Here is an 18,988-nt window from a genome sequence, read left to right as displayed (position 1 = left end):
TACACAAACCCTAGAAGTTTCCGCTTCACCCAGGGGACATCGTTGACGTCGCGCGTTTCGCTCGCGGCCGCCTTGATTGCGGCCATGCTCGCACTTTGCTCCACCGCTGGCGGATCGGAGGCGTGGGCGCAGGACGCCTCCCCAGCCGCGATGACACCCGCCGCCACGGCCTCGGAATCCACCGTCCGTCCGTATTCCAGTCTGCGACAGCGCCGGACACGCCCACCGCGTCGAGTCGCGCCGGTCCCGGTAGCGCCCCGCCCAACGCCTATCCCCGCCGTGACGCTCGCTTCGGCGGCGCCAGCGCCGGCCATGCCGCCTGCGCCGGGGGTGGCTGCCCTGCCGCGACCCGAATTGGAAGCGTTCGTGGACGGCGTTGTGCAACGCGCGATGGCCCGAGACCATATCGCCGGCGTCACCCTGTCGATCGTTCAGAACGGCGAAGTGGTGCTGAAGAAGGGCTATGGCTTTTCGAATCTTGGCCAACGCAAGCGGGTCGATCCCGACAAGACTCTGTTCCGGGTCGCCTCGATCTCGAAGACCTTCACCTGGATCGCCCTGATGAACGAGATCGAGGCCGGTCGCATGCGCCTTGATGGTCCGGTCAATCTCTACCTGCCCGAAGCGCTGCAGGTGAAAGACCAGGGCAAGAAGACCCAGATCCGCCTGCGCGATCTGATGACGCACACCTCCGGGTTCGAGGATCGCGCCCTCGGGCAGCTCTTCGAGCGCGACCCGAACCGTGTCCGCCCCTTGACCGACTATCTAAGGCAGGAGCGCCCGCGCCGAGTCCGCGAACCTGGCTTGTTGCCCAGCTATTCCAACTATGGGGCCGCCCTCGCCGGCGCGGCGGTGTCCAATGTCACCGGCAAGCCCTTCGAGCAGTTGATCAGTGAGCGGATCATTATCCCAGCAGGCATGACGCGCACCACCTTCCGTGAAGCGCGTCCATGGCGGGATGGTCTTCCCGCGCCGATGGCGGAGCCCCTGGCCGCAGACCTGTCAGACGCCTTCTCGTGGACAGCGATGGGATGGAAGACCCAACCGCGCGAGTTTATGGGTCAGGCTGCGCCCGCCGCCTCGGCCTCCAGCACCGCCGCCGACATCGCTCGCTACATGACCTTGCTGCTGAACGGCGGAACCCTTGACGGCAGGACGATCTTCTCCCCCAAGACCGCTCAAGCCTTCCGTACGCCGATGTATCGCCCAGCGCCCGACGCGGCGGGCTGGAACGCGGGCTTTCAGGACGTCCCCCTACCGGGCGGGCGTCGCGGCTTCGGACATCAAGGCGCGACGCTGTACTTCCATTCGAACATGGTGATCGTGCCCGAGCTGGGGCTGGGGATCTTCGTCTCGGTCAACACCGACAGCGGCGCAAACCTTCCCGCGAATTTGCCCTCCACGATCGTCGAGCACTTCTACGCCCCTGCTTCGGCCGTGCCGGCCAACAGCGCCCTGACCTATGACCAGGCCAAGGTCTACGAAGGCGACTATCTGACCACCCGCCGAGCCTATGGCGGGCTGGAAGGCTTCACCAACCGGCTCATCGGCCGCGCTCAGGTGCGCGCCACGCCAGAGGGACGTCTGTCGGTCACCGACGGCGGCGTCACCTCCCTCTTCAACGGAACCGGACGGCCTGGCGTGTTCAAGGCGGTGGATGGTCCGCTCACCCTGGTGTTCGACACCAACGGCGACCGGCCGTCGCGCTTCTACGCCGCGCGCGGTTTCGCGACCTATGAGCGGGTCGGTTTCCTGCGCTCCGCCTCCTTGCTGTCCTGGACGATTGCGCTGGCGGCCCTGGCCTGTGTGGCCACGATCCTCGGCGCGCTGTTCCGCAATCGTCGCGAGGCGCGACAGACGCCGACCCAGGCCCGCGCCAGTCAGATGCAGGTCATGCAGTCGGTGCTCTGGCTGATCTCCGCAGGCTGCATGGGCATGTTCGCGATGAAGGCGGCGGACCAGACCACGACCTTCTTCGACTGGCCCAGCGGCTGGCTGCTCAGCGGCTCGGCCTGCGCGCTCGTCGCAACGGCGCTGGGCGTCCTGACCTTGGGCCTCCTCCCCATGGCCTGGCGCGGTGGGCGTCGCGTCGACAGCTGGAGCGAGGGCCGTAAGGTCGCCTCCACGTTCACGGCGCTGCTCCTGGCCTTCCTGAGCCTGCTCCTGGGCCTTTGGGGCTACCTGCTGCCCTGGAGCTAGCGCCGGCGGCTTCGGCTCGCCGCGCCCAGCTTCCTTTCCCAGGCGCGGACTTTGCAGATCGGCGTTCTGGGAGCGGGATAAGGAGACGCGACGTGTCAAAACTGGACGGTCTGGCGTTTGGGGGGACAGGACTAGCGGCCTGGTCGGCGGCCACCCTGTTCTACGCAGCTTTCGGTGGGGGCGTTCTCGAAAGCGCCTTCTGGTTCTATGCACTGAACGCGTTCGCGGCCGCGGCGGTCGTGACCTTCGCCTTTCAGGCGGTGGCGCGGCTGACGCACACACCGCGCCGCCGCCGCTTGTTTCCGATGCTGATGTTCTCGACGCCAGGCCTGGTCGCCGGCGCGCTGGTCGTGTCGCGCTACGCCGAGGTCATGCCGACGACCGATCCGGTCAGCGCCGGGCGCTACGGCGCGTTTCTGGTCGTCCTGTACGTGGCCGTGGCGGCGTCAGTCTTCGAGCGTGCGCCGCATAAGGCTTGAGGTCAGCTTCCGCACCTGGATCACGATCCGCTCGCGTTCGCCCGGCCGTCGCTCGACCAGCAATCTGGCGACCTGGGCGTCGTCGTGGAAGGCGTAGCCCTTGATCGCGTCCAGCAGGGCCTTGGCCAGGTTGTCGAGATCCATCCACGGCGGCTCGCCGACATATTCCATGCCGATCTCGACGCTGAACTCACCCCAGGCCGGCCGTGAGCCGCGCCAGGACTTGCGAAAGAACTCGTAGATCAGCGGCTTGTAGTACTTGCCCTGGGTGGTGAGGCCATCGACCACGAGGGTCAGCTCGCCGCCCGTCTCGCGGGCGCGGACCTTTCCGTGGTGGGTCCAGTCCATGCCATCGAGCGCCTGGCTCACGCGTCCATCATCCCGGCCAGAGCCATCACAGTGTTCCAGTTCCGCGTCGTCCCGACGGGCGAACGCTTGGTCTTCTTCCAGTCCCGATCCAACACCGAGTCGGCCATGCTGATCGGGAAGTCCAGATAGAGCTCTCGGGCGCCGACAACAAAGCGTTCCGGCCCCGTGATCGCTTCGCGCAGGATCGTCTCGTCTTCGGCCGGCAGCGGCCTCTTCAGGAAATTGACGATCACGTGGCTGGGATGGTCAAGAGCCTCGGCCTTGAACGGATTGCCGTGGATGATCGCTCGTAGCTCGGCGGGCGATCGCACCATGAAGTCGGTCCTAAGACCCATCCGCGCCTCGAGCGCGTCCTCCAGCGCCTTCTCCAGTACCAGCCCGCCCTCGTGGTCGCCCCACAGGACGAGATTGCCGCTCGCCAGATAGGTCTTGGCGCTCGTGAAGCCTAGATCCCGCGCGACGCCCAGCAGGTCGTCTTTAAGCACCTTGCGCTTGCCGGTATTGATTGAACGGGGCAGCGCCAAATAGGGGCTCATGCGGGTCTCCTTCGCGCTTGCGAACATTGCCCTCCCGCCGCGCAAGGTCTAGACCGCGCTCGACCGTTTTTGGGAGACACGCCGCATGACCGCCACGCGTATCGAGACCGACACCTTTGGCCCGATCGAAGTCGCCGCCGACCGCTACTGGGGCGCGCAAGCCCAGCGCAGCCTGGGCAACTTCAAGATCGGCTGGGAAAAGCAGCCGCTGCCCGTCGTTCGCGCCCTGGGCATCGTCAAGCGCGCCGCCGCCGAGGCTAACCTCGCCCTGGGCAAGCTGGACCCGAAGATCGCCGAGACGATCATCGCCGCCGCCAATGAAGTGATCGAAGGCAAGCTGAACGACCACTTCCCGCTGGTCGTCTGGCAGACCGGCTCGGGCACCCAGTCGAACATGAACGCGAACGAGGTCATCTCGAACCGCGCCATCGAGATGCTGGGCGGCGAGATGGGTAGCAAGAAGCCTGTCCACCCGAACGACCACGTCAACATGAGCCAGTCGTCGAACGACACCTTCCCGACGGCCATGCACATCGCCTGCGCCGAGCAGGTGGTCCATGACCTGATCCCGGCCCTCAAGCACCTGCACAAGGCCCTGGCCGCCAAGGCCGCCGAGTGGAAGGACATCATCAAGATCGGCCGCACCCACACCCAGGACGCCACCCCGCTGACGCTGGGCCAGGAGTTCGGCGGCTACGCCCAGCAGATCGAGAACGGCATCGCCCGGATCGAGAGCACCCTGCCGATGCTGATGCAGCTGGCCCAAGGCGGCACCGCCGTCGGCACCGGCCTGAACGCCCCGGTGGGCTTCGCCGAGCTGGTGGCCGAAAAGATCGCCGGCATCACCGGCCTTGGCTTCACCACCGCCCCGAACAAGTTCGAGGCCCTGGCCGCCCACGACGCGATGGTCTTCACCCACGGCGCGATCAACACGGTCGCCGCCTCGCTGTTCAAGATCGCCAACGACATCCGCTTCCTGGGTTCTGGCCCCCGCGCCGGCCTGGGCGAACTGGCCCTGCCGGAGAACGAGCCGGGCTCGTCGATCATGCCGGGCAAGGTCAACCCGACCCAGTCCGAAGCCCTGACCCAGGTCTGCGCGCAGGTGTTCGGCAACCACTCGACCCTGACCTTCGCCGGCAGCCAGGGCCACTTCGAGCTGAACGTCTTCAACCCGGTGATGGCCTACAACTTCCTGCAGTCGGTCCGCCTGGTGGCCGACGCCGCGATCAGCTTCACCGACAACTGCGTGGTCGGCATCGAGCCGCGCGTCGACAATATCAAGAAGGGCGTCGAGAACAGCCTGATGCTGGTCACGGCCCTGAACGGCAAGCTGGGCTATGACGCCTGCGCCAAGATCGCCAAGACCGCGCACAAGAACGGCACCACCCTGCGCGAGGAGGCCGTCGGCGGCGGCTATCTGACGAACGAAGAGTTCGACCAGTATGTCCGTCCGGAGAAGATGATCTCGCCGGGCTGACCTGAGGTGCTCCAGCTCGTCCGCATTTTCGACGAGCTGCCGGAAAGCTTTGGCGACCTGGTCGCCGAAGCCTCCGGCGAAGGCGTGCGCAACATGGCGCTGCTGGCGGAAAGCTGGCGGGCTGGCGTGCACTTTGAAGACGACGGCAAGGCCTTGCTCGCCGCCTTCCTGGCCGGAGAGTTGGCGGGGATCGGCGCCATGACACCCGAACCCGCCGCCCTCGAACCCGCGCGGCGTCTGCGCCGCTTCTATGTCCGCCCCGCCCTGCGCCGGCGCGGCGTCGCCACCGCCCTCGCCTCAGCGCTGATCCACGAAGGCTTCGACAGCGTCAGGCTACTGACTGTCAACGCCAGGGCTTCCCAGGCCGCAGGCGCGTTCTGGGAAGCCCTGGGGTTTCGGTCGGACGCCGGCGGGCCTTGGACACACGCCCTACGCCGCTGAAGCCCCTTACGCTCCTACCGCTTGACCACCGCGACGCCGATCGGCGCCAGGGCGATGCGCGCCAACTGCAGGTCCTTGATGGCGAAGGGGATGCCGATGATGCTGATCGCCTCAGCCACCGCGACCAGCAGATGGCTCAGCGCCAACCACCAGCCGGCGAGCAGGAACCAGATCACGTTCAGCACAGCGCCGATCGGTCCCGTGCCGAGGTCTTTCTGGCCCGTGACGATCTGACGGCTGACGATCTCCTTGCCGAAGGGCCAGAAGGCGAAGCCGGCGATCCGCCAGGCCGCGCCGGCATAGGGCAGACCCACGATGGTGATCGCCAGGATGACGCCGGCCAGCAGCCAGCCAAGACCGGTCAGCAAACCGCCGAAGATGAGCCAGAGAACGTTCAGGATGAAGCGGATCATGTGTTGCCCCAAGAAGAGAGCCTAGAGGTGGCTCCGCAAGGCGTCGCTGTGAAGGGCTTTCGGCGTGGATTACGCCGAATTCACCGCCCTATTTGATCAACTGCCATCGGCGCGCCCGCCGGCTTTTCACCACCGGCCCCAGGGCCAGCAGGTAGATACCGGCATAAATAATCGATCCCGTGACGATCAGAACCCACGACCAGGGCCCCGGCATCTGGAGGGTCGGCGCCGTCGTCACCCAGTCGTGTCGGGGGGAGTTGAACTCCAGCCAGAGCCCTCCGACCCAAAGCACGGAGAACAACGCCACCACGGGATAACGCAGCGCCGGGTGGCGCTGGACCAGCAACCAGGTCTGAAGCACGGCGACCGCAACGAAGGCGCCCAGGCCCGCGAGCCAGGGTTGCCAGGGTCCGCTCAGAAACCGCGCGACCCGCAGGCCCGCCCAGCTCGGCCCCCACAGTACGGGACCCAACAGCAGCAAGACGCAGACCGTGACCAGCAGGACGCCCAGCCCGCCGCCGATCACCTTTCCGGCCGCTTCTCCAGCCTCGTGCGGGCGGATATTGGGGTCCCCGGCCGGATTTTCAGGCGAGGTCGCGATCACAGTCTGCAAGCGCGGCGGCTTTTCGCCTGGTTTCAGCGGCGGAAGTCCGCCCATCATGGACTTCCGGGCCGTCATCTAGGCGCGGCGGCTGACCGCGAAGTCGGCCAGCTCCTCGAGCGCCTCGCGCCAATCGTTGGCCGGGAACATCGCCAGCGCGGCCTTGGCCTTGTCGGCGTAGTCGGCGGCCAGATCCAGCGTGGCGTCAAGCGCGCCGGAACCAATGATCAGCTCTCGCGCCCGGCGGAAGTCCGCCTCGGTCTGTTCGCGGCGACCAATGGCCCGTTCCCAGAACTCGGCCTCGCGCGGGCCCGAGCGGGCGATCGCCAACAGCAGCGGCAGGGTGGCCTTGCCCTCTCGGAAGTCGTCGCCGGCGTTCTTGCCCAGCGTTTCGGTCGCGCCACCGTAGTCCAGGGCGTCATCGGCCAGCTGGAACGCCAGACCCAGGTTCAGGCCATAGTCGCGCAGCGCCTGGGACTGAGCGGCGTCGACGCCCGCCGACACAGCCCCCGCCTCCGAAGCGGCGGCGAACAGCTCGGCGGTCTTGGCCTGGATGATCTCCAGATAGACGGCCTGCGAGAGATTGAGGTCGTGGCTGCGCATCAGCTGCAGAACCTCGCCCTCAGCGATGACGCGGCTGGCGCGGGCCAGGATCTCCAGCGCCTTCATCGAGTTGGTCTCGACCATCAGCTCAAAGGCGCGCGCGAACAGGAAGTCGCCGACCAGTACGCTCTGGGCGCCGCCCCAGATCAGGTGCGCGGCGACCTTGCCCCGACGCAGCTGGCTGCCATCGACGACGTCATCGTGCAGCAGCGTGGCGGTGTGGATGAACTCGACGGCGGCGGCGAGCTTCTGGAAATGGTCGTTATCGGCGCCGGCCAGCCGCGCGGCGGCCACAGTCATCAGCGGCCGCAGCCGCTTGCCGCCGGCGGCGATCAGGTGCTCGGCCAGGGCGGGGATGATCGCCACGTCGCTTTGCATGCGATCGGTGATCAGGCGGTTGACGCCCGCCATGTCGGCCTCGGCGAGGCGCACGAGACGATCCACCGATCCCGACTTCCGGGGCAGGGTCGCTGCGGCTGCGTCCAAAACCATGCTCTCCTTAAGACGGCCACCCGCGAACCATTGCGAGGGACAATGGTGGCGGGATAGGTCAGGGTCAAGGCGAGCACAAGGCCTAGAAAGCATTGAACGACGCAGGCGTGACCGAGGATCGAGTTCTGGACGGCCGGGTACGGCTCCGTCAGGCGCCTGATGGTTACAGGCCCGGCATGGACGCCGCCCTGTTGGCGGCGACTTGCGACGCGGGGCCTGGTCAGCGTGTGCTCGAGCCCGGCTGCGGCGTCGGCGGAGCGTTGCTGGCGGCGGCGACTCGCCGCCCGGAGGCGATCTTCCACGGCGTCGAGCGCGACGCGGCGGCCGCCACGCTCGCCGCCGAGAATATTGCGCTGAATGATCTATCCTCGAGAGTCAGCATCTCGACCGGCGATGTCGAAGCGGGATTTCGCGCGCTGGGCCTGCCGGCCTTCGACGCGGTGATGGCCAACCCGCCCTATTTCGATGACCCAAGCGTCCTGCGCGCGCCCTCCCCCGCCAAGAGCGGCGCATGGATGGCGGACGGCGGACTGGTCGCCTGGACAGCCTTCTGTCTGAAGGCGGTGCGCGAGGGAGGGACGATCACCCTGATCCATCGCGCCGATCGCTTGGCCGATATTCTGGACCTCCTGGCGCCCAAGGCCGGATCATTCCGAATTCGCCCGGTGGCCCCTTTCGTTGACGCGCCCGCCAAGCGGGTGATCGTGCGCGCGATCAAGACTGGCAAAGCGCCGCTGGTCCTTCTGCCGCCTTTGGTCATGCACGATCGCGAGGGCGGCAAACATGCCGCGCGAGCCGAGGCGATTCTGCGCGGTGCGCTCGACCTGTCTTGGTAACCCGCCCTGCGTCAGGGGCGCGGGTCGGACGGGGGCGTCGTCGGCCCGCCGCTACGGGTCTGGATCGACTTCATATAGGCCACGATGGCGGTAACGTCGTCAGGCGGAAAGGTCCACTCGGGCATAGGGCCATGGCCGACGGTCAGGCCTTCGGCCAGACCCTCCGCGAGCGCCTCGACATCATAGCGCTCCTGAAGCGTCCGAAACGGAGGCGCCTTGGGATTGGGGCTGTCCCCTGCGGTCCCCACGGCGTGGCAGCCAGAACAGTCGCGCAAGACGATCGCCTTGCCCCTGGCGACGGGATCGGGAGACGACGCGGCTTGACCAACGGATGTCGGTCCTAACAGCAGGCTCGATAGCGCAAGGCTCAGACCGATCCCCAAATGCATCGTCAACCCTCCGAAAAGGCGAAGGTGGAGCCATTCACCATCCCCACCTTGATGCAGGTCAAGCCAGACGCCTATTCGGCGTAGAGCGCCAGCGCCTCTAGGCACAATTCCAGTCCCGTGAGGTCGCGCAGCGGATCTTCGGTGACGATCACGAAAAGGCGACGCGCCTCGCCCCAAAGCATGACGGTCTCAGGAAGACCGTGGTCTTCGATCATGCAGCCGTCGCCGTCACGCCAGATACGGTCTTCGTCCAGAGTCGCGCCGAGCGCGGTATCGACGCGCGCGACATACTCCGCCTGGATTTCGTGGGTCACGTTCATGTAGGCGAACGTCGGCTTGCCCAATCCCGCCAGCACGCCCGCCTCGAACACCGTCGCGGTGTCGGCCGTGGGGCCCCGAAATGGGGTCAGGTTGATGACGCCGGCGTCGGCCTGGCGCAATTGCGCCATGCGAGCCGCGTAGAATTGTCTAGCCTCGAGTTCATCGCCCGTATCGCCGACAGGCATGCGGGCGGGGACCAGGGCCTCGAGCCCGGCTTCAAGGCATAGCGCCCGCTGACGCGACGCCTGGATGTCGAAATCGGGGAGCCACGCCTCTGGGCCGGCCAGCCATAAGGAACGAACGGGTTTCATACCGCCTTAGGTCTGGTCCCGAGCGGCGGGTGTCAATGCTGGGCCTCATTTCGGGCCGCGGAGATCGAATGCGGACTATCGCGCGTAGAACCTTGCTGACCACCGGCTTGGCCCTGGCGGCCTCCTCCGCCCTGGCGGCGCCGGCAGCCCCTTGGATCGCCTACGAGCGCCGCCTGCGCGGGCTGTTGTCCGATCCGCCTGGAGGTGACTTCGATCCCGACTTCGAAGAGACCCTGCTCGATCTGAACAACATCTACCGCCAGCGCCAGGGCCGCGCGCCGCTGGCCTGGGACGAGGGCCTCAGGCTCGCCGCCCGCGCGCACGCCGCCGATGTCGCGGTCACTGGCGTCTTCGAGCACATGACCCGCGAAGGGTTCTCTCCCGCCGGACGGGTGGGCCTGTTCGCGCGCGATCTGGTGGGCGCGCCCGGCGAGAACATCGCCATGCGACGCAATGCTTCCAGCGCCGTGACCTACGACCAGATCATGAACCAGTGGAAGACCAGCCCCGGCCACCGCGCCAATCTGCTGGCGCCGGGTTTCACCCATGTCGGCTACGGGGTGTTCCGTCAGGGGCCGCGCGTCATCGCTGTCGGCGCCTACGCCGAGGTCAGCGCTCGTCTCGCCGGTCCCGCGCCGCTACGCGTGCGGACGACGGACGAGATCGCCCGGGCCCTCTCTTATGCGACGCCAGCTATTCGGCAGTTCTCGGTGTCCGAGCCCGGGGGCGAGGTGCTGACCGCGACCTATCTGGAGGATCGCGCCGCCACGGCGCTCACGCCCGGGGCCTGGCAGCTGCGCCCTCACCTATCGACCGGTGAACGCCGCTACCAGGTGGCCTGGGGCCCCGTGTTTGTCCTCGGCTAGCCCTATTGGGCAACCGCCAGAGCTTCGATCCGGATGTTGACCGCATCACCGATCGCGCCCGCCCCGATCGTGTGGCCGAACGCCTTGCGGCTGATCTGGCCGGTGATGGTGAACCCAGCCTGCTTCTTTTGATTGTTGCCGACGCCGATCTTGTTGAGCTTGACGTCCAGGGTGACCGGTTGGGTCACGCCCATAACGGTCATGTCGCCGGTGACCTTGGCGGTGGTGTCGCCCGTCTTCTCCACCTTGGTCGACTTGAAGGTCATGGTCGGGTTCTTAGCGGCGTTCAGCCAGCGCTCGGCCTTCAGATGTTCATCACGCGCGGTGTTGGCGGTGAGAATGCTGCCGACGGCGACGGTGGCCTCGACGCGCGACTTCTCGGGCGCGGCTTCATCCAGCCAGATTGTGCCTTCCGACTGGGCGAACAGGCCCAGGATCGACGTGAAGCCCATCCGGTCGATCGAGAAGAAGGTCTCGGTGTGTGAAGAATCCAGCTTGTAAGCGACTTCTTCGGCAAAGGCCGGGGCGGCGGCGACCGACAGAGCGGCGCCGGCGATCATGGCGGCGAGCAGGCGTTTCATGGAGCGTCTCCTTCGTCATTCCCAGGCGGGAGCGGCGGCGAGCTTCCCGTGCGGCGATGAACCGCGCAACCCACAAACGCCAGCCCCTTTCCTGTCGATCTCAGGCCACCAGTTCCGGCAGAAGCTCCTCCAGTTGCTCGAACTGGACCGGCAGACCTGCGGCGGAACCTTGGAGCGCCTCATCGCAGGCCTCCTTGCTGGGATAGAGCTCGCTGAGCGTCAGCAACGTCTTGCCGGCCCGATCCTCGAACGTCACCGTCGTCACGGTGATCTCGCCGCTCTCTTCATTGGTCCAGACGATCCGCGAGGGCGGCGTCACGTCCGTGTACTTGCCGTAGAACGCCATGGCGTTGGCCGCGTCGAGCCCGAACTCCAAGCGATAGCCGCCGCCCGTGCGGACATCCATCTCGCAGGCTCGCAGAGGCACGCCCAACGCCTTGGGAACCCACCAACGCTGAAAGAGCTCGGCCTTAGACCAGGCCTCGAAGACGATCTCGACCGGGGCGTCGAAAAGGCGGGTCACCACCAATTCGCAATCCGACCTTCGCTCCACCACAGTTTCATTCTTTCCGGCCATTCGCGATGTCCCTCTGCTTCAAGTTCTCGACGATCTCGTCGAGCGCATCGAACCGTAGCGCCCAGCGCTGGCGATACCGCTCGATCCAAGCGGCTTCAGCCTCGAGGCCGCCGTCCTGTAGGCGACAGAGCCTGACGCGTCCGACCTTCTGGGTAATCACCAGCCCCGCCTCCTCAAGCAGACTGACGTGCTTCTTCATGCCCGTCAGGGTCATGCCGAACCGCTCCGCCAGATCCGTGATCGAGGCCTCCCCTCGCCCCAGGTGCTCCAGCACGCCCCGGCGCGTCGGATCCGACAGGGCGGCGAAAGACACATCAAGGCGGGCGGCGCTTTGCTGAACCATCTGGTTCAGTATGCACGCAAGCCCGCCCCGTGCAAGTGGCAAACGAAAAGCCCTCGGCCTGGGGCCGAGGGCTTCGTGGGATCAGTTTGGGGACTGAAACTTAGTTCTTGGCTTGATCGACCAGTTTGTTCTTAGCGATCCAAGGCATCATGCCGCGCAGGCGAGCGCCGACCTCTTCGATCTGATGCTCGGCCGAACGACGACGCGTGGCCTTGAAGCTGGGCTGGCCAACGGCGTTCTCCAGCATGAAGTCACGCACGAACTTGCCCGACTGGATGTCTTCCAGCACGCGCTTCATCTCGGCCTTGGTCTCCGGCGTGATGATGCGCGGACCCGTCACGTACTCGCCGTACTCGGCCGTGTTCGAGATCGAGTAGTTCATGTTGGCGATGCCGCCTTCGTACATGAGGTCGACGATCAGCTTCAGTTCGTGCAGGCACTCGAAATAGGCCATTTCCGGCGCGTAGCCGGCTTCCACCAGGGTTTCGAAGCCGGCGCGGACCAGCTCGACCGTGCCGCCGCACAGCACGGCCTGTTCGCCGAAGAGGTCGGTCTCGCACTCTTCGCGGAAGTTGGTCTCGATGATGCCCGAGCGGCCGCCGCCGATAGCGCTGGCATAGGCCAGGCCGAGGTCGAGAGCGTTGCCCGTGGCGTTGTGGTGCACCGCGATCAGGCACGGCACGCCGCCACCCTTCTGGTACTCGCCGCGAACGGTGTGGCCCGGGCCCTTCGGCGCGACCATCAGCACGTCGATGGTGTTCTTCGGCTCGATCAGGCCGAAGTGGACGTTCAGGCCGTGGGCGAACAGCAGGGCCGCGCCGTCACGGATGTTGGGGGCGATTTCGTTCTTGTAGATCGCGGCCTGATGCTCGTCGGGCGCCAGGATCATGATCAGGTCGGCCCAGGCGGCAGCTTCAGCCACCGTCATGACCTTCAGGCCTTCGCCTTCGGCCTTCTTGGCGGTCGGCGAGCCGGCGCGCAGAGCGACGGCCACATTCTTGATGCCCGAGTCCCGAAGGTTGAGCGCGTGGGCATGGCCCTGGCTGCCATAGCCTACGATGGCGATCTTCCGGTCCAGGATACGGGCCAGATCAGCATCGCGGTCGTAGTACACGCGCATATTTTTTCTCCAAGACTGGTCAATCATGGCCGCACAGCGCAACGGCAGAGCGACAAAGGCCGGGCGTTTGAGCGTTTTTTTGCCGTTTCGTCAAGGCGAAGCCGACAGAACACCGAAATACCAAAGCCTTTGCGTTTGCTTTTACGCGCTCTGGCGGAGCTGCGCCATGTGGCGCTGCACGCGAGCCCCTTCGCAAGCGCGAATTCGCGGACAACGGCCGTAAGGACAAAAGGGCGGAAGCTCATGCCTCCGCCCCTCGGTCTATCGACGTGTCTTACTACCAAAACAGATCGTAATAGACGCTCAGCACCTGGCCGCTCCAGACGTCGACCAGCAGGGCGTTGTCACCGACCCGCACCCACTCGCAGCCGATCGGCGGCTGCGGCAAGCCATAGCGCCAGGCGTCCAGATAGTAGGACGGCGAGTACCAGCCGTGCGGAAGGTAATCACCAAACGACCACGCTCTTGCGTACCAGCCGCTGGGATAACGATACGCCGGCGCGCGATAGCGCTGGATCGACCGGAAGCTCGGGCGATAGTAGCCGCGATCATAGTGCTGACGCCCGCGGTCACGGTCCCGGTACTGACCATAGCCTGGGCGACGGTCGTCCCGATCCCAGCCGCCGCGGTCCCAACCGCCGCGATTGTCCCAACGATCGTTGTCGCGACCGCGACGATCGTCCCTGCCGCGGTCCCGGTCCTGCCCTCGGTTGTCATCCCGGTTCCAGCCGCCACGATTGTTGTTGTCGCGATTCCAGCCGCTCCGATCGCGGTTATCGTCCCCGCGGTTCCAGCCGCTTCCGCCGACGTTGCTCTGAGGCGGTTGAGGTTGGGGTTGGGGTTGGGGTCGGTCTCCGCCACGGCTCCACCCGCCACCGTTCCCGTCAGGACGGTTACCCCGATCACCACGCTCTCCCCGATCGCCGCGATTCCAGCCGCTCTCGCCTTGCTGCTGTTGCGGTTGAGGTTGCGCCTGCGGTTGAGGTTGCGGGCGGTCACCGCCCCGGTTCCAACCGCCCTGACCGCCGCGATCGCCACGATCACCGCCCTGCCAGCCGCCACGATCGCCTCGATCGCCGCGCGGGCCGCCGTCGCGCTGCTCGCGCTGAGCCTGCTGCTGTTGGGCGACCACCGCCCCGGCGGCGCCGGCCTCCGCAGCCGCGCCCCCAATCAGCGAAAGCAGCATTGCGGTCGTGATCAGACGTTTCATTTCCTGCTCCGAAGGGCCTTGAAGCATGGCCCGGGCTTGTCCCTTGATAGCAACATCGGACTCGCCGGATGAACCGCGCTTGAACGGAGCCAGGATGACCGCGCACCCCAACGATATCGTAGGCTTCTGGCGCCATGCGGGCCCCAGCAAGTGGTTCGCCAAGGATCAGGCCTTCGACGCTGCAATCGCCTTGAAGTTCGAACAGACCCACTACCGCGCCTCAATGCGTAAGTACGACGCCTGGAACCAGACGCCTCACGGCGCCCTGGCGCTACTGATCCTGCTCGATCAGTTCCCGCGCAACATGTATCGGGGCACCCCGCACGCCTTCGCCACCGATCCGCTGGCGCGGATGTTCGCCCGCGAGGCCATCGCCGCCGGTCACGACCAGGATCCCTCGATTCCCCTGGAGCTTCGGCGATTCTTCTACCTGCCGTTCGAGCACTCGGAGTCTCTGGTCGACCAGGAATTCAGCGTTCAATTGTTCGCGGCGCTGCAGGCCGACACCGGCGACGAGGAGTCGATGAAGTACGCGATTATCCACCGCGATATTATCGCCCGGTTCGGTCGCTTCCCCCACCGCAACCCGGGCCTGGGCCGCGAGACCACCGAGGCCGAGCAGGAGTTCTTGGATGAAGGCGGCTTCGCGGGGTAAGCCGCCACGGTACGAGCCTGATAGGACTGTGGAGGAGCCAAGGCGCCGCAGTGTTCAACCCGGCGATTCGCGGCCACAGTGGCGACCATGAGCACCGCCGTCCTCGACCTTCCGAAAGCCGCCGCCGACCATCCCGAGCGGCAGTATCTGAACCTGCTGGCCGACATCCTGGAAAACGGCGTGCAGCGTGGCGACCGCACCGGCACCGGCACCCTGGGCGTGTTCGGCCGCCAGATCCGCTTTGATCTGGCCAAGGGCTTTCCGGTCCTGACCACCAAGAAGCTGCACCTGCGCTCGATCATCATCGAGCTGCTGTGGTTCCTGAAGGGCGATACCAACATCGCCTACCTCAAGGACAACGGCGTGCGCATCTGGGACGAGTGGGCAGACGAGAACGGCGACCTTGGCCCGGTCTACGGCAAGCAATGGCGCTCGTGGGCCACGCCCGACGGCCGGGTGATCGACCAGATTTCGACCCTGGTCGAGAACCTGAGGACGAACCCCAACAGCCGCCGCCACATCGTCACGGCCTGGAACCCGGCCGACGTCGACGACATGGCCCTGCCGCCCTGCCACTGCCTGTTCCAGTTCTTCGTCGCCGACGGAAAGCTGAGTTGCCAGCTCTACCAGCGTAGCGCCGATGTATTCCTGGGCGTGCCATTCAATATCGCGTCGTACGCCCTGCTAACCCTGATGGTCGCCAAGGTCGTCGGCCTGGAGCCGGGCGAGTTCGTCCACACGTTCGGCGACGCCCACCTCTACCTGAACCACCTCGACCAGGCCCGCGAGCAACTGACCCGCGAGCCCTTCGACTTCCCGACCATGAAGATCGCCGACAAGCGCGACCTCTTTGGCTTCGAGTACGAGGACTTCACTTTGGAGGGCTATCAGGCCCACCCGCACATCAAGGCCGAGGTTTCGGTCTAAGGCTTGAGAACGATCTTGCCCGCCAGCTTGGCTGACTGCAGCAGGGCCTGAGCCTCACCCGCCTCGCTGAGCGGCAGGACCTTGGCGATCTTCGGCTGGATCGCGCCCTCCGCGATCAGCGACAACACCCGGGCCAGATCCTCGCGGTAGGGCCCTGGCCGCGCATTGCGCCACGACGTGACGTTGTAACCGACCACACCTCGGCTACTACTGAACAGCTTCAGCGCCGAGAGCCGATCAGCCAGCAGCATCTTGAGCATGGCGGCAGGCTGGGCCTTGCCGCCCTTCGTCGCGTCATAGCCGCCGTACAGAACCGCCGTCCCGCCATCGCGCAGGGCGGCCATGGAGGCGGCCTTCAGGTGCGGGCCACCCACATGGTCGAAAGCCGCGACCACGCCACCGCCCGAGATGGCCAGCGCCCGCTCAGCGACGGCTTCGGCGCGATAGTCGATATGAATCCCCCCCTTGGCCTCGACCTCCGCCTTCTTGCCCGCCGAGGCCGTTCCGATGGCCCGCACACCCGACAGGCGGGCCAACTCCAGAAGCAGACCGCCCACGCCGCCGGCCGCGCCGTGAACCAAGACCCACTCATCGGCCGCCGAGCCCGCGACACGATGGAACATCTGCCAAGCGGTCAGGCCGTTCAACACGCCAGCGACAAGCGCCTCGGCCGGCGGATCCTCCGGGGCGGCCACCAGGTAGCGCGCTTCGATATTGCGCCGAGACGCGTAGGAGCCCGTCACCGTCAGCGCGGCGACGCGCTGGCCAACCGAGAAGCCTTGAACATCAGGACCGAGCGCCTCGATCCGGCCCACGAAGTCATAGCCAGGCGTCACCGGCGCTTTCACGCCGGGATAAAGACCAGTGCGCATCACGATATCGGCGAAGGCGACGCCGGCGGCTTCGATCGTCACGCGCGCCTCGCCGGAACCGGGTGGCGGCAGGGCGACCTCGCGCCCCTGCAGCACCTCGACGCCGCCCGTCCGGGCCATGTGCATCTCGAACGCCGTACCAGACATCGCGCGCCTCCCCGATACTTGTTCTTCGGACAGCAGAGTTATCGACGTTCAGGTTTGGATCAAGGCATGGCGCACAGAGCCGACGCTCGCTAATCAGGGAGCATGAGCATGCCCACCCTCGCCATTGTCGTCGCCCGCGCCGCCAATGGGGTGATCGGTCGCGATGGCGACCTGCCCTGGCGCCTGAAGTCGGATCTGGCCCTGTTCAAGGCCAACACCCTGTTCAAGCCTATCATCATGGGCCGCAAAACCTGGGATAGCCTGCCGCGTAAGCCGCTGCCCGGGCGGACGAATATCGTCTTGTCCCGCGATCAGAGCTTTGAACCCGAGGGCGCGGTCGCCTGCGAAACCTGGATGGAAGCGGTGGAGATCGCGCGCGAGCAGGCCGCCGACGACGGGGCGGAGGAGGTCTGCGTGATCGGTGGTCGGGCGCTCTTCGAACTGGCCCTGCCAAAGGCCCGGCGCCTGTACCTGACAGAGGTCGCCGCCGAGGTTGAGGGTGACGTGCGCTTTCCGGACTTCGATCAAGCGCTATGGACCGAGGTCCGGCGGGAAGAGCATCCCGCCGGCGTCGGTGATGATCACGCCTTTACTTTCCGGGTGCTGGAGCGGCGCTAGGTCTGCGCTCCAGATTGGCGAGCTTGCGGGTCTTGAGAACCTCGCCTGTGCAGGCACGAAAGACGACCGCGACCTTCCCGCCTCGCCCGGGCGCGGGCAAGGCGTAGCCGGCCGGGCCGATCCGGTGCGCGGTGATGACGATGTTGCTCTGGTTGTCACGATCCCAGCCGGTGCGGAACTGCACCGCAGTATCGCCGTAGCGTTTGCTGAGATCCCGATCGAAGGCCTTGTGGACCGCGCTGTCCAACACCGGCTTCCAATCGGCGTCCTTCAAGGCCGGGCAGCTAGGGCGCGTCGGCATCGCGGCTGGCTTGGCCGCAGGCTGGGGAGTCGACAGCGGAGCGGACAGACGGGGCAGGAAGGGAACCTTGGCGCCGCAGCCCGTCACGACCAAACCCATGGTCGCCGCCGCCAGTACAGATAAACGCATCGCAGAATCCCTTGTCCGCAAGTGGGCCCCCGACTCACCGCGAAAGCGCGTCGCGCGCAAGTCACCCTGGCCAGATTCAAACGTGCGTTTATAGTCTCCTGACCGCCCGTCAGAGGCGCTCAGGGAGACGCGACATGGATATCCACCTGGTGGCCGAGGGCCTGCAATTCCCGGAAGGCCCGATCGCCATGGCCGACGGCTCGGTGATCCTGACCGAGATCCAGGGGCAGCGCCTGACCCGCGTCTGGCCGGACGGTCGCAAGGAAACCGTGGCCGAAACCGGCGGCGGCCCGAACGGCGCGGCAATCGGTCCGGACGGCGCAATCTACGTCACCAACAATGGCGGCAGCTTCCAGTTCTTCGAGGCCAACGGCCTGAACATTCCCGGTCCCACGCCGCCCACCCACACGGGCGGCGCCATTCAGCGGGTGGACCTGCAGACGGGCGCGGTCACGACGCTCTACACCAAATGCGACGGCAAGCCGCTGGTCGGCCCCAACGACCTGGTCTTCGATAAACAGGGCGGCTTCTGGTTCACCGACCATGGCTGTTCGACGCCCGATGGCCGCAAGTACGGTGCGCTGTACTACGCCCTGCCCGACGGCTCGAAGATCACCCGCTGGCGCGACCACTTCGTCTCCCCCAACGGCGTGGGACTCTCGCCCGACGAGAAAACCGTCTACATGGCCGACACCATGCTGGGGCGGCTGTGGTCGTTCGATATCGCCTCGCCGGGCGTCCTCGCCGAGGCCGTCCCGCTGCTGCCGGGCAATGTGGTCTGCAACCTGCCGGGCTATCAATTGCTGGACAGTCTGGCGGTGGAGGCGGACGGCAAGGTGTGCGTAGCGACGATCATCAACGGCGGGATCACCGCCTTCGCGCCGGACGGCTCCACCGAGCACTACGCCTTCCCGGACGTGATCGTGACCAACATCTGCTTTGGCGGCGCGGACATGCGCGATGCATGGATCACCGCCTCTGGGACGGGCAAGCTCTACAAGGCGCGCTGGCCTCGCCCGGGGTTGAAGCTGAACTTCAACGCCTAGACCGGACTACTCTTCGCGCAGGAACGAGCCGGCGATCAGCAGGGCTACGGCCAGCACGGCCAGAAGACCCGACATATAAGGCAACCAGGACATCGTTCACCTCCCAAGATCGGAGGTGACGATGCGCCG

Annotated in this window: 24 protein-coding genes; 10 read left to right on the top strand and 14 right to left on the bottom strand. The window is 66.2% G+C overall.

Going from position 1 to position 18,988, the window contains the following annotated elements; translation table 11 throughout:
- The first annotated feature begins 42 nt into the window (after positions 1-42).
- Both CSW63_RS09810 and CSW63_RS09805 read left to right on the top strand, forming a co-directional pair.
- A complete protein-coding gene (locus CSW63_RS09810) occupies positions 43-2,199 on the top strand; it encodes a serine hydrolase (RefSeq protein ID WP_062095265.1) in 2,157 nt (718 codons plus the stop codon).
- A gap of 92 nt (positions 2,200-2,291) precedes the next feature.
- Positions 2,292-2,678, top strand: coding sequence for a DUF5367 family protein (locus tag CSW63_RS09805; RefSeq protein WP_062095263.1), 387 nt, complete (start codon positions 2,292-2,294; stop codon positions 2,676-2,678).
- Here the strand turns inward: CSW63_RS09805 and CSW63_RS09800 are convergent.
- A complete protein-coding gene (locus CSW63_RS09800; protein WP_062095262.1) occupies positions 2,646-3,086 on the bottom strand; it encodes a RusA family crossover junction endodeoxyribonuclease in 441 nt (146 codons plus the stop codon). The genes CSW63_RS09805 and CSW63_RS09800 overlap by 33 nt on opposite strands.
- Positions 3,044-3,583, bottom strand: a complete 540-nt coding sequence (locus CSW63_RS09795; RefSeq protein WP_062095284.1) for a DUF1697 domain-containing protein — start codon at positions 3,581-3,583, stop codon at positions 3,044-3,046. The genes CSW63_RS09800 and CSW63_RS09795 overlap by 43 nt, the downstream gene beginning before the upstream one ends.
- 85 nt (positions 3,584-3,668) lie before the next feature.
- Between CSW63_RS09795 and fumC the strand changes: the two genes are divergently transcribed.
- A complete protein-coding gene (gene fumC, locus CSW63_RS09790) occupies positions 3,669-5,060 on the top strand; it encodes a class II fumarate hydratase (RefSeq protein ID WP_062095259.1) in 1,392 nt (463 codons plus the stop codon).
- Positions 5,061-5,066: 6 nt separating this feature from the next.
- Complete coding sequence (locus tag CSW63_RS09785) at positions 5,067-5,501, top strand: GNAT family N-acetyltransferase (RefSeq protein WP_062095257.1); 435 nt, start codon at positions 5,067-5,069, stop codon at positions 5,499-5,501.
- Between the two features lie 14 nt (positions 5,502-5,515).
- On the opposite strand, the gene CSW63_RS09780 is transcribed toward CSW63_RS09785, so the two are convergent.
- The 3 genes from CSW63_RS09780 to CSW63_RS09770 all read right to left on the bottom strand — a co-directional run bounded on the left by CSW63_RS09780 (position 5,516) and on the right by CSW63_RS09770 (position 7,604).
- On the bottom strand, positions 5,516-5,914 hold the full coding sequence (locus tag CSW63_RS09780) for a YccF domain-containing protein (protein WP_062095255.1): 399 nt from the start codon (positions 5,912-5,914) through the stop codon (positions 5,516-5,518).
- An 88-nt stretch (positions 5,915-6,002) separates the two neighbouring features.
- Positions 6,003-6,593: a hypothetical protein gene (locus CSW63_RS09775; protein ID WP_062095253.1), complete on the bottom strand. Its 591-nt coding sequence runs from the start codon at positions 6,591-6,593 to the stop codon at positions 6,003-6,005.
- The gene (locus CSW63_RS09770; protein ID WP_168193737.1) at positions 6,594-7,604 is read right to left on the bottom strand and encodes a polyprenyl synthetase family protein; all 1,011 of its coding nucleotides are present in this window, start codon (positions 7,602-7,604) and stop codon (positions 6,594-6,596) included.
- A 98-nt stretch (positions 7,605-7,702) separates the two neighbouring features.
- Here CSW63_RS09770 and CSW63_RS09765 point away from each other — a divergent pair, with 98 nt between their 5' ends.
- Positions 7,703-8,446, top strand: coding sequence for a tRNA1(Val) (adenine(37)-N6)-methyltransferase (locus tag CSW63_RS09765; RefSeq protein ID WP_062095251.1), 744 nt, complete (start codon positions 7,703-7,705; stop codon positions 8,444-8,446).
- Positions 8,447-8,457: 11 nt separating this feature from the next.
- Here CSW63_RS09765 and CSW63_RS09760 read toward each other — a convergent pair whose 3' ends face one another.
- Positions 8,458-8,835, bottom strand: a complete 378-nt coding sequence (locus tag CSW63_RS09760; RefSeq protein ID WP_062095249.1) for a cytochrome c — start codon at positions 8,833-8,835, stop codon at positions 8,458-8,460.
- Positions 8,836-8,906: 71 nt separating this feature from the next.
- Positions 8,907-9,467, bottom strand: a complete 561-nt coding sequence (locus CSW63_RS09755; RefSeq protein ID WP_062095247.1) for a nucleoside 2-deoxyribosyltransferase — start codon at positions 9,465-9,467, stop codon at positions 8,907-8,909.
- A 68-nt stretch (positions 9,468-9,535) separates the two neighbouring features.
- Here CSW63_RS09755 and CSW63_RS09750 point away from each other — a divergent pair, with 68 nt between their 5' ends.
- The gene (locus CSW63_RS09750; protein ID WP_062095245.1) at positions 9,536-10,333 is read left to right on the top strand and encodes a CAP domain-containing protein; all 798 of its coding nucleotides are present in this window, start codon (positions 9,536-9,538) and stop codon (positions 10,331-10,333) included.
- Positions 10,334-10,335: 2 nt separating this feature from the next.
- On the opposite strand, the gene CSW63_RS09745 is transcribed toward CSW63_RS09750, so the two are convergent.
- The 5 genes from CSW63_RS09745 to CSW63_RS09725 form a co-directional block, all read right to left on the bottom strand.
- On the bottom strand, positions 10,336-10,914 hold the full coding sequence (locus CSW63_RS09745; protein WP_062095243.1) for a YceI family protein: 579 nt from the start codon (positions 10,912-10,914) through the stop codon (positions 10,336-10,338).
- Positions 10,915-11,014: 100 nt separating this feature from the next.
- The gene (locus CSW63_RS09740) at positions 11,015-11,440 is read right to left on the bottom strand and encodes an SRPBCC domain-containing protein (RefSeq protein WP_371415244.1); all 426 of its coding nucleotides are present in this window, start codon (positions 11,438-11,440) and stop codon (positions 11,015-11,017) included.
- Positions 11,441-11,474: 34 nt separating this feature from the next.
- On the bottom strand, positions 11,475-11,834 hold the full coding sequence (locus tag CSW63_RS09735) for a helix-turn-helix transcriptional regulator (RefSeq protein ID WP_062095241.1): 360 nt from the start codon (positions 11,832-11,834) through the stop codon (positions 11,475-11,477).
- 100 nt (positions 11,835-11,934) lie between these two features.
- Positions 11,935-12,954: a ketol-acid reductoisomerase gene (ilvC, locus tag CSW63_RS09730; RefSeq protein WP_062095240.1), complete on the bottom strand. Its 1,020-nt coding sequence runs from the start codon at positions 12,952-12,954 to the stop codon at positions 11,935-11,937.
- A gap of 277 nt (positions 12,955-13,231) precedes the next feature.
- Entirely contained in the window at positions 13,232-14,164 is a 933-nt protein-coding gene (locus CSW63_RS09725) for an RcnB family protein (protein WP_062095279.1), read from the bottom strand.
- A gap of 94 nt (positions 14,165-14,258) precedes the next feature.
- On the opposite strand from CSW63_RS09725, the gene CSW63_RS09720 reads away from it, so the two are divergent.
- Positions 14,259-14,819 carry a DUF924 family protein gene (locus CSW63_RS09720; RefSeq protein WP_062095239.1) on the top strand — a complete coding sequence of 187 codons (561 nt, stop codon included), beginning with the start codon at positions 14,259-14,261 and terminating at the stop codon, positions 14,817-14,819.
- Between the two features lie 87 nt (positions 14,820-14,906).
- A complete protein-coding gene (locus CSW63_RS09715) occupies positions 14,907-15,746 on the top strand; it encodes a thymidylate synthase (RefSeq protein ID WP_062095237.1) in 840 nt (279 codons plus the stop codon).
- Here CSW63_RS09715 and CSW63_RS09710 read toward each other — a convergent pair.
- On the bottom strand, positions 15,743-16,765 hold the full coding sequence (locus CSW63_RS09710; RefSeq protein ID WP_062095235.1) for a medium chain dehydrogenase/reductase family protein: 1,023 nt from the start codon (positions 16,763-16,765) through the stop codon (positions 15,743-15,745). The genes CSW63_RS09715 and CSW63_RS09710 overlap by 4 nt on opposite strands.
- A 102-nt stretch (positions 16,766-16,867) precedes the next feature.
- On the opposite strand from CSW63_RS09710, the gene CSW63_RS09705 reads away from it, so the two are divergent.
- Positions 16,868-17,383, top strand: a complete 516-nt coding sequence (locus CSW63_RS09705; RefSeq protein ID WP_062095233.1) for a dihydrofolate reductase — start codon at positions 16,868-16,870, stop codon at positions 17,381-17,383.
- On the opposite strand, the gene CSW63_RS09700 is transcribed toward CSW63_RS09705, so the two are convergent.
- A complete protein-coding gene (locus CSW63_RS09700; protein WP_062095231.1) occupies positions 17,355-17,813 on the bottom strand; it encodes a hypothetical protein in 459 nt (152 codons plus the stop codon). The two genes, CSW63_RS09705 and CSW63_RS09700, sit on opposite strands and share 29 nt — an antisense overlap.
- A 134-nt stretch (positions 17,814-17,947) precedes the next feature.
- Between CSW63_RS09700 and CSW63_RS09695 the strand changes: the two genes are divergently transcribed.
- Entirely contained in the window at positions 17,948-18,859 is a 912-nt protein-coding gene (locus CSW63_RS09695) for an SMP-30/gluconolactonase/LRE family protein (protein WP_062095229.1), read from the top strand.
- The last annotated feature ends 129 nt before the right edge of the window (positions 18,860-18,988 follow it).

The organism is Caulobacter sp. FWC26 (genome assembly GCF_002742645.2).
In the GTDB taxonomy this organism is placed as follows: domain Bacteria; phylum Pseudomonadota; class Alphaproteobacteria; order Caulobacterales; family Caulobacteraceae; genus Caulobacter.
This window is presented reverse-complemented; position numbering and strand designations above follow the sequence as displayed.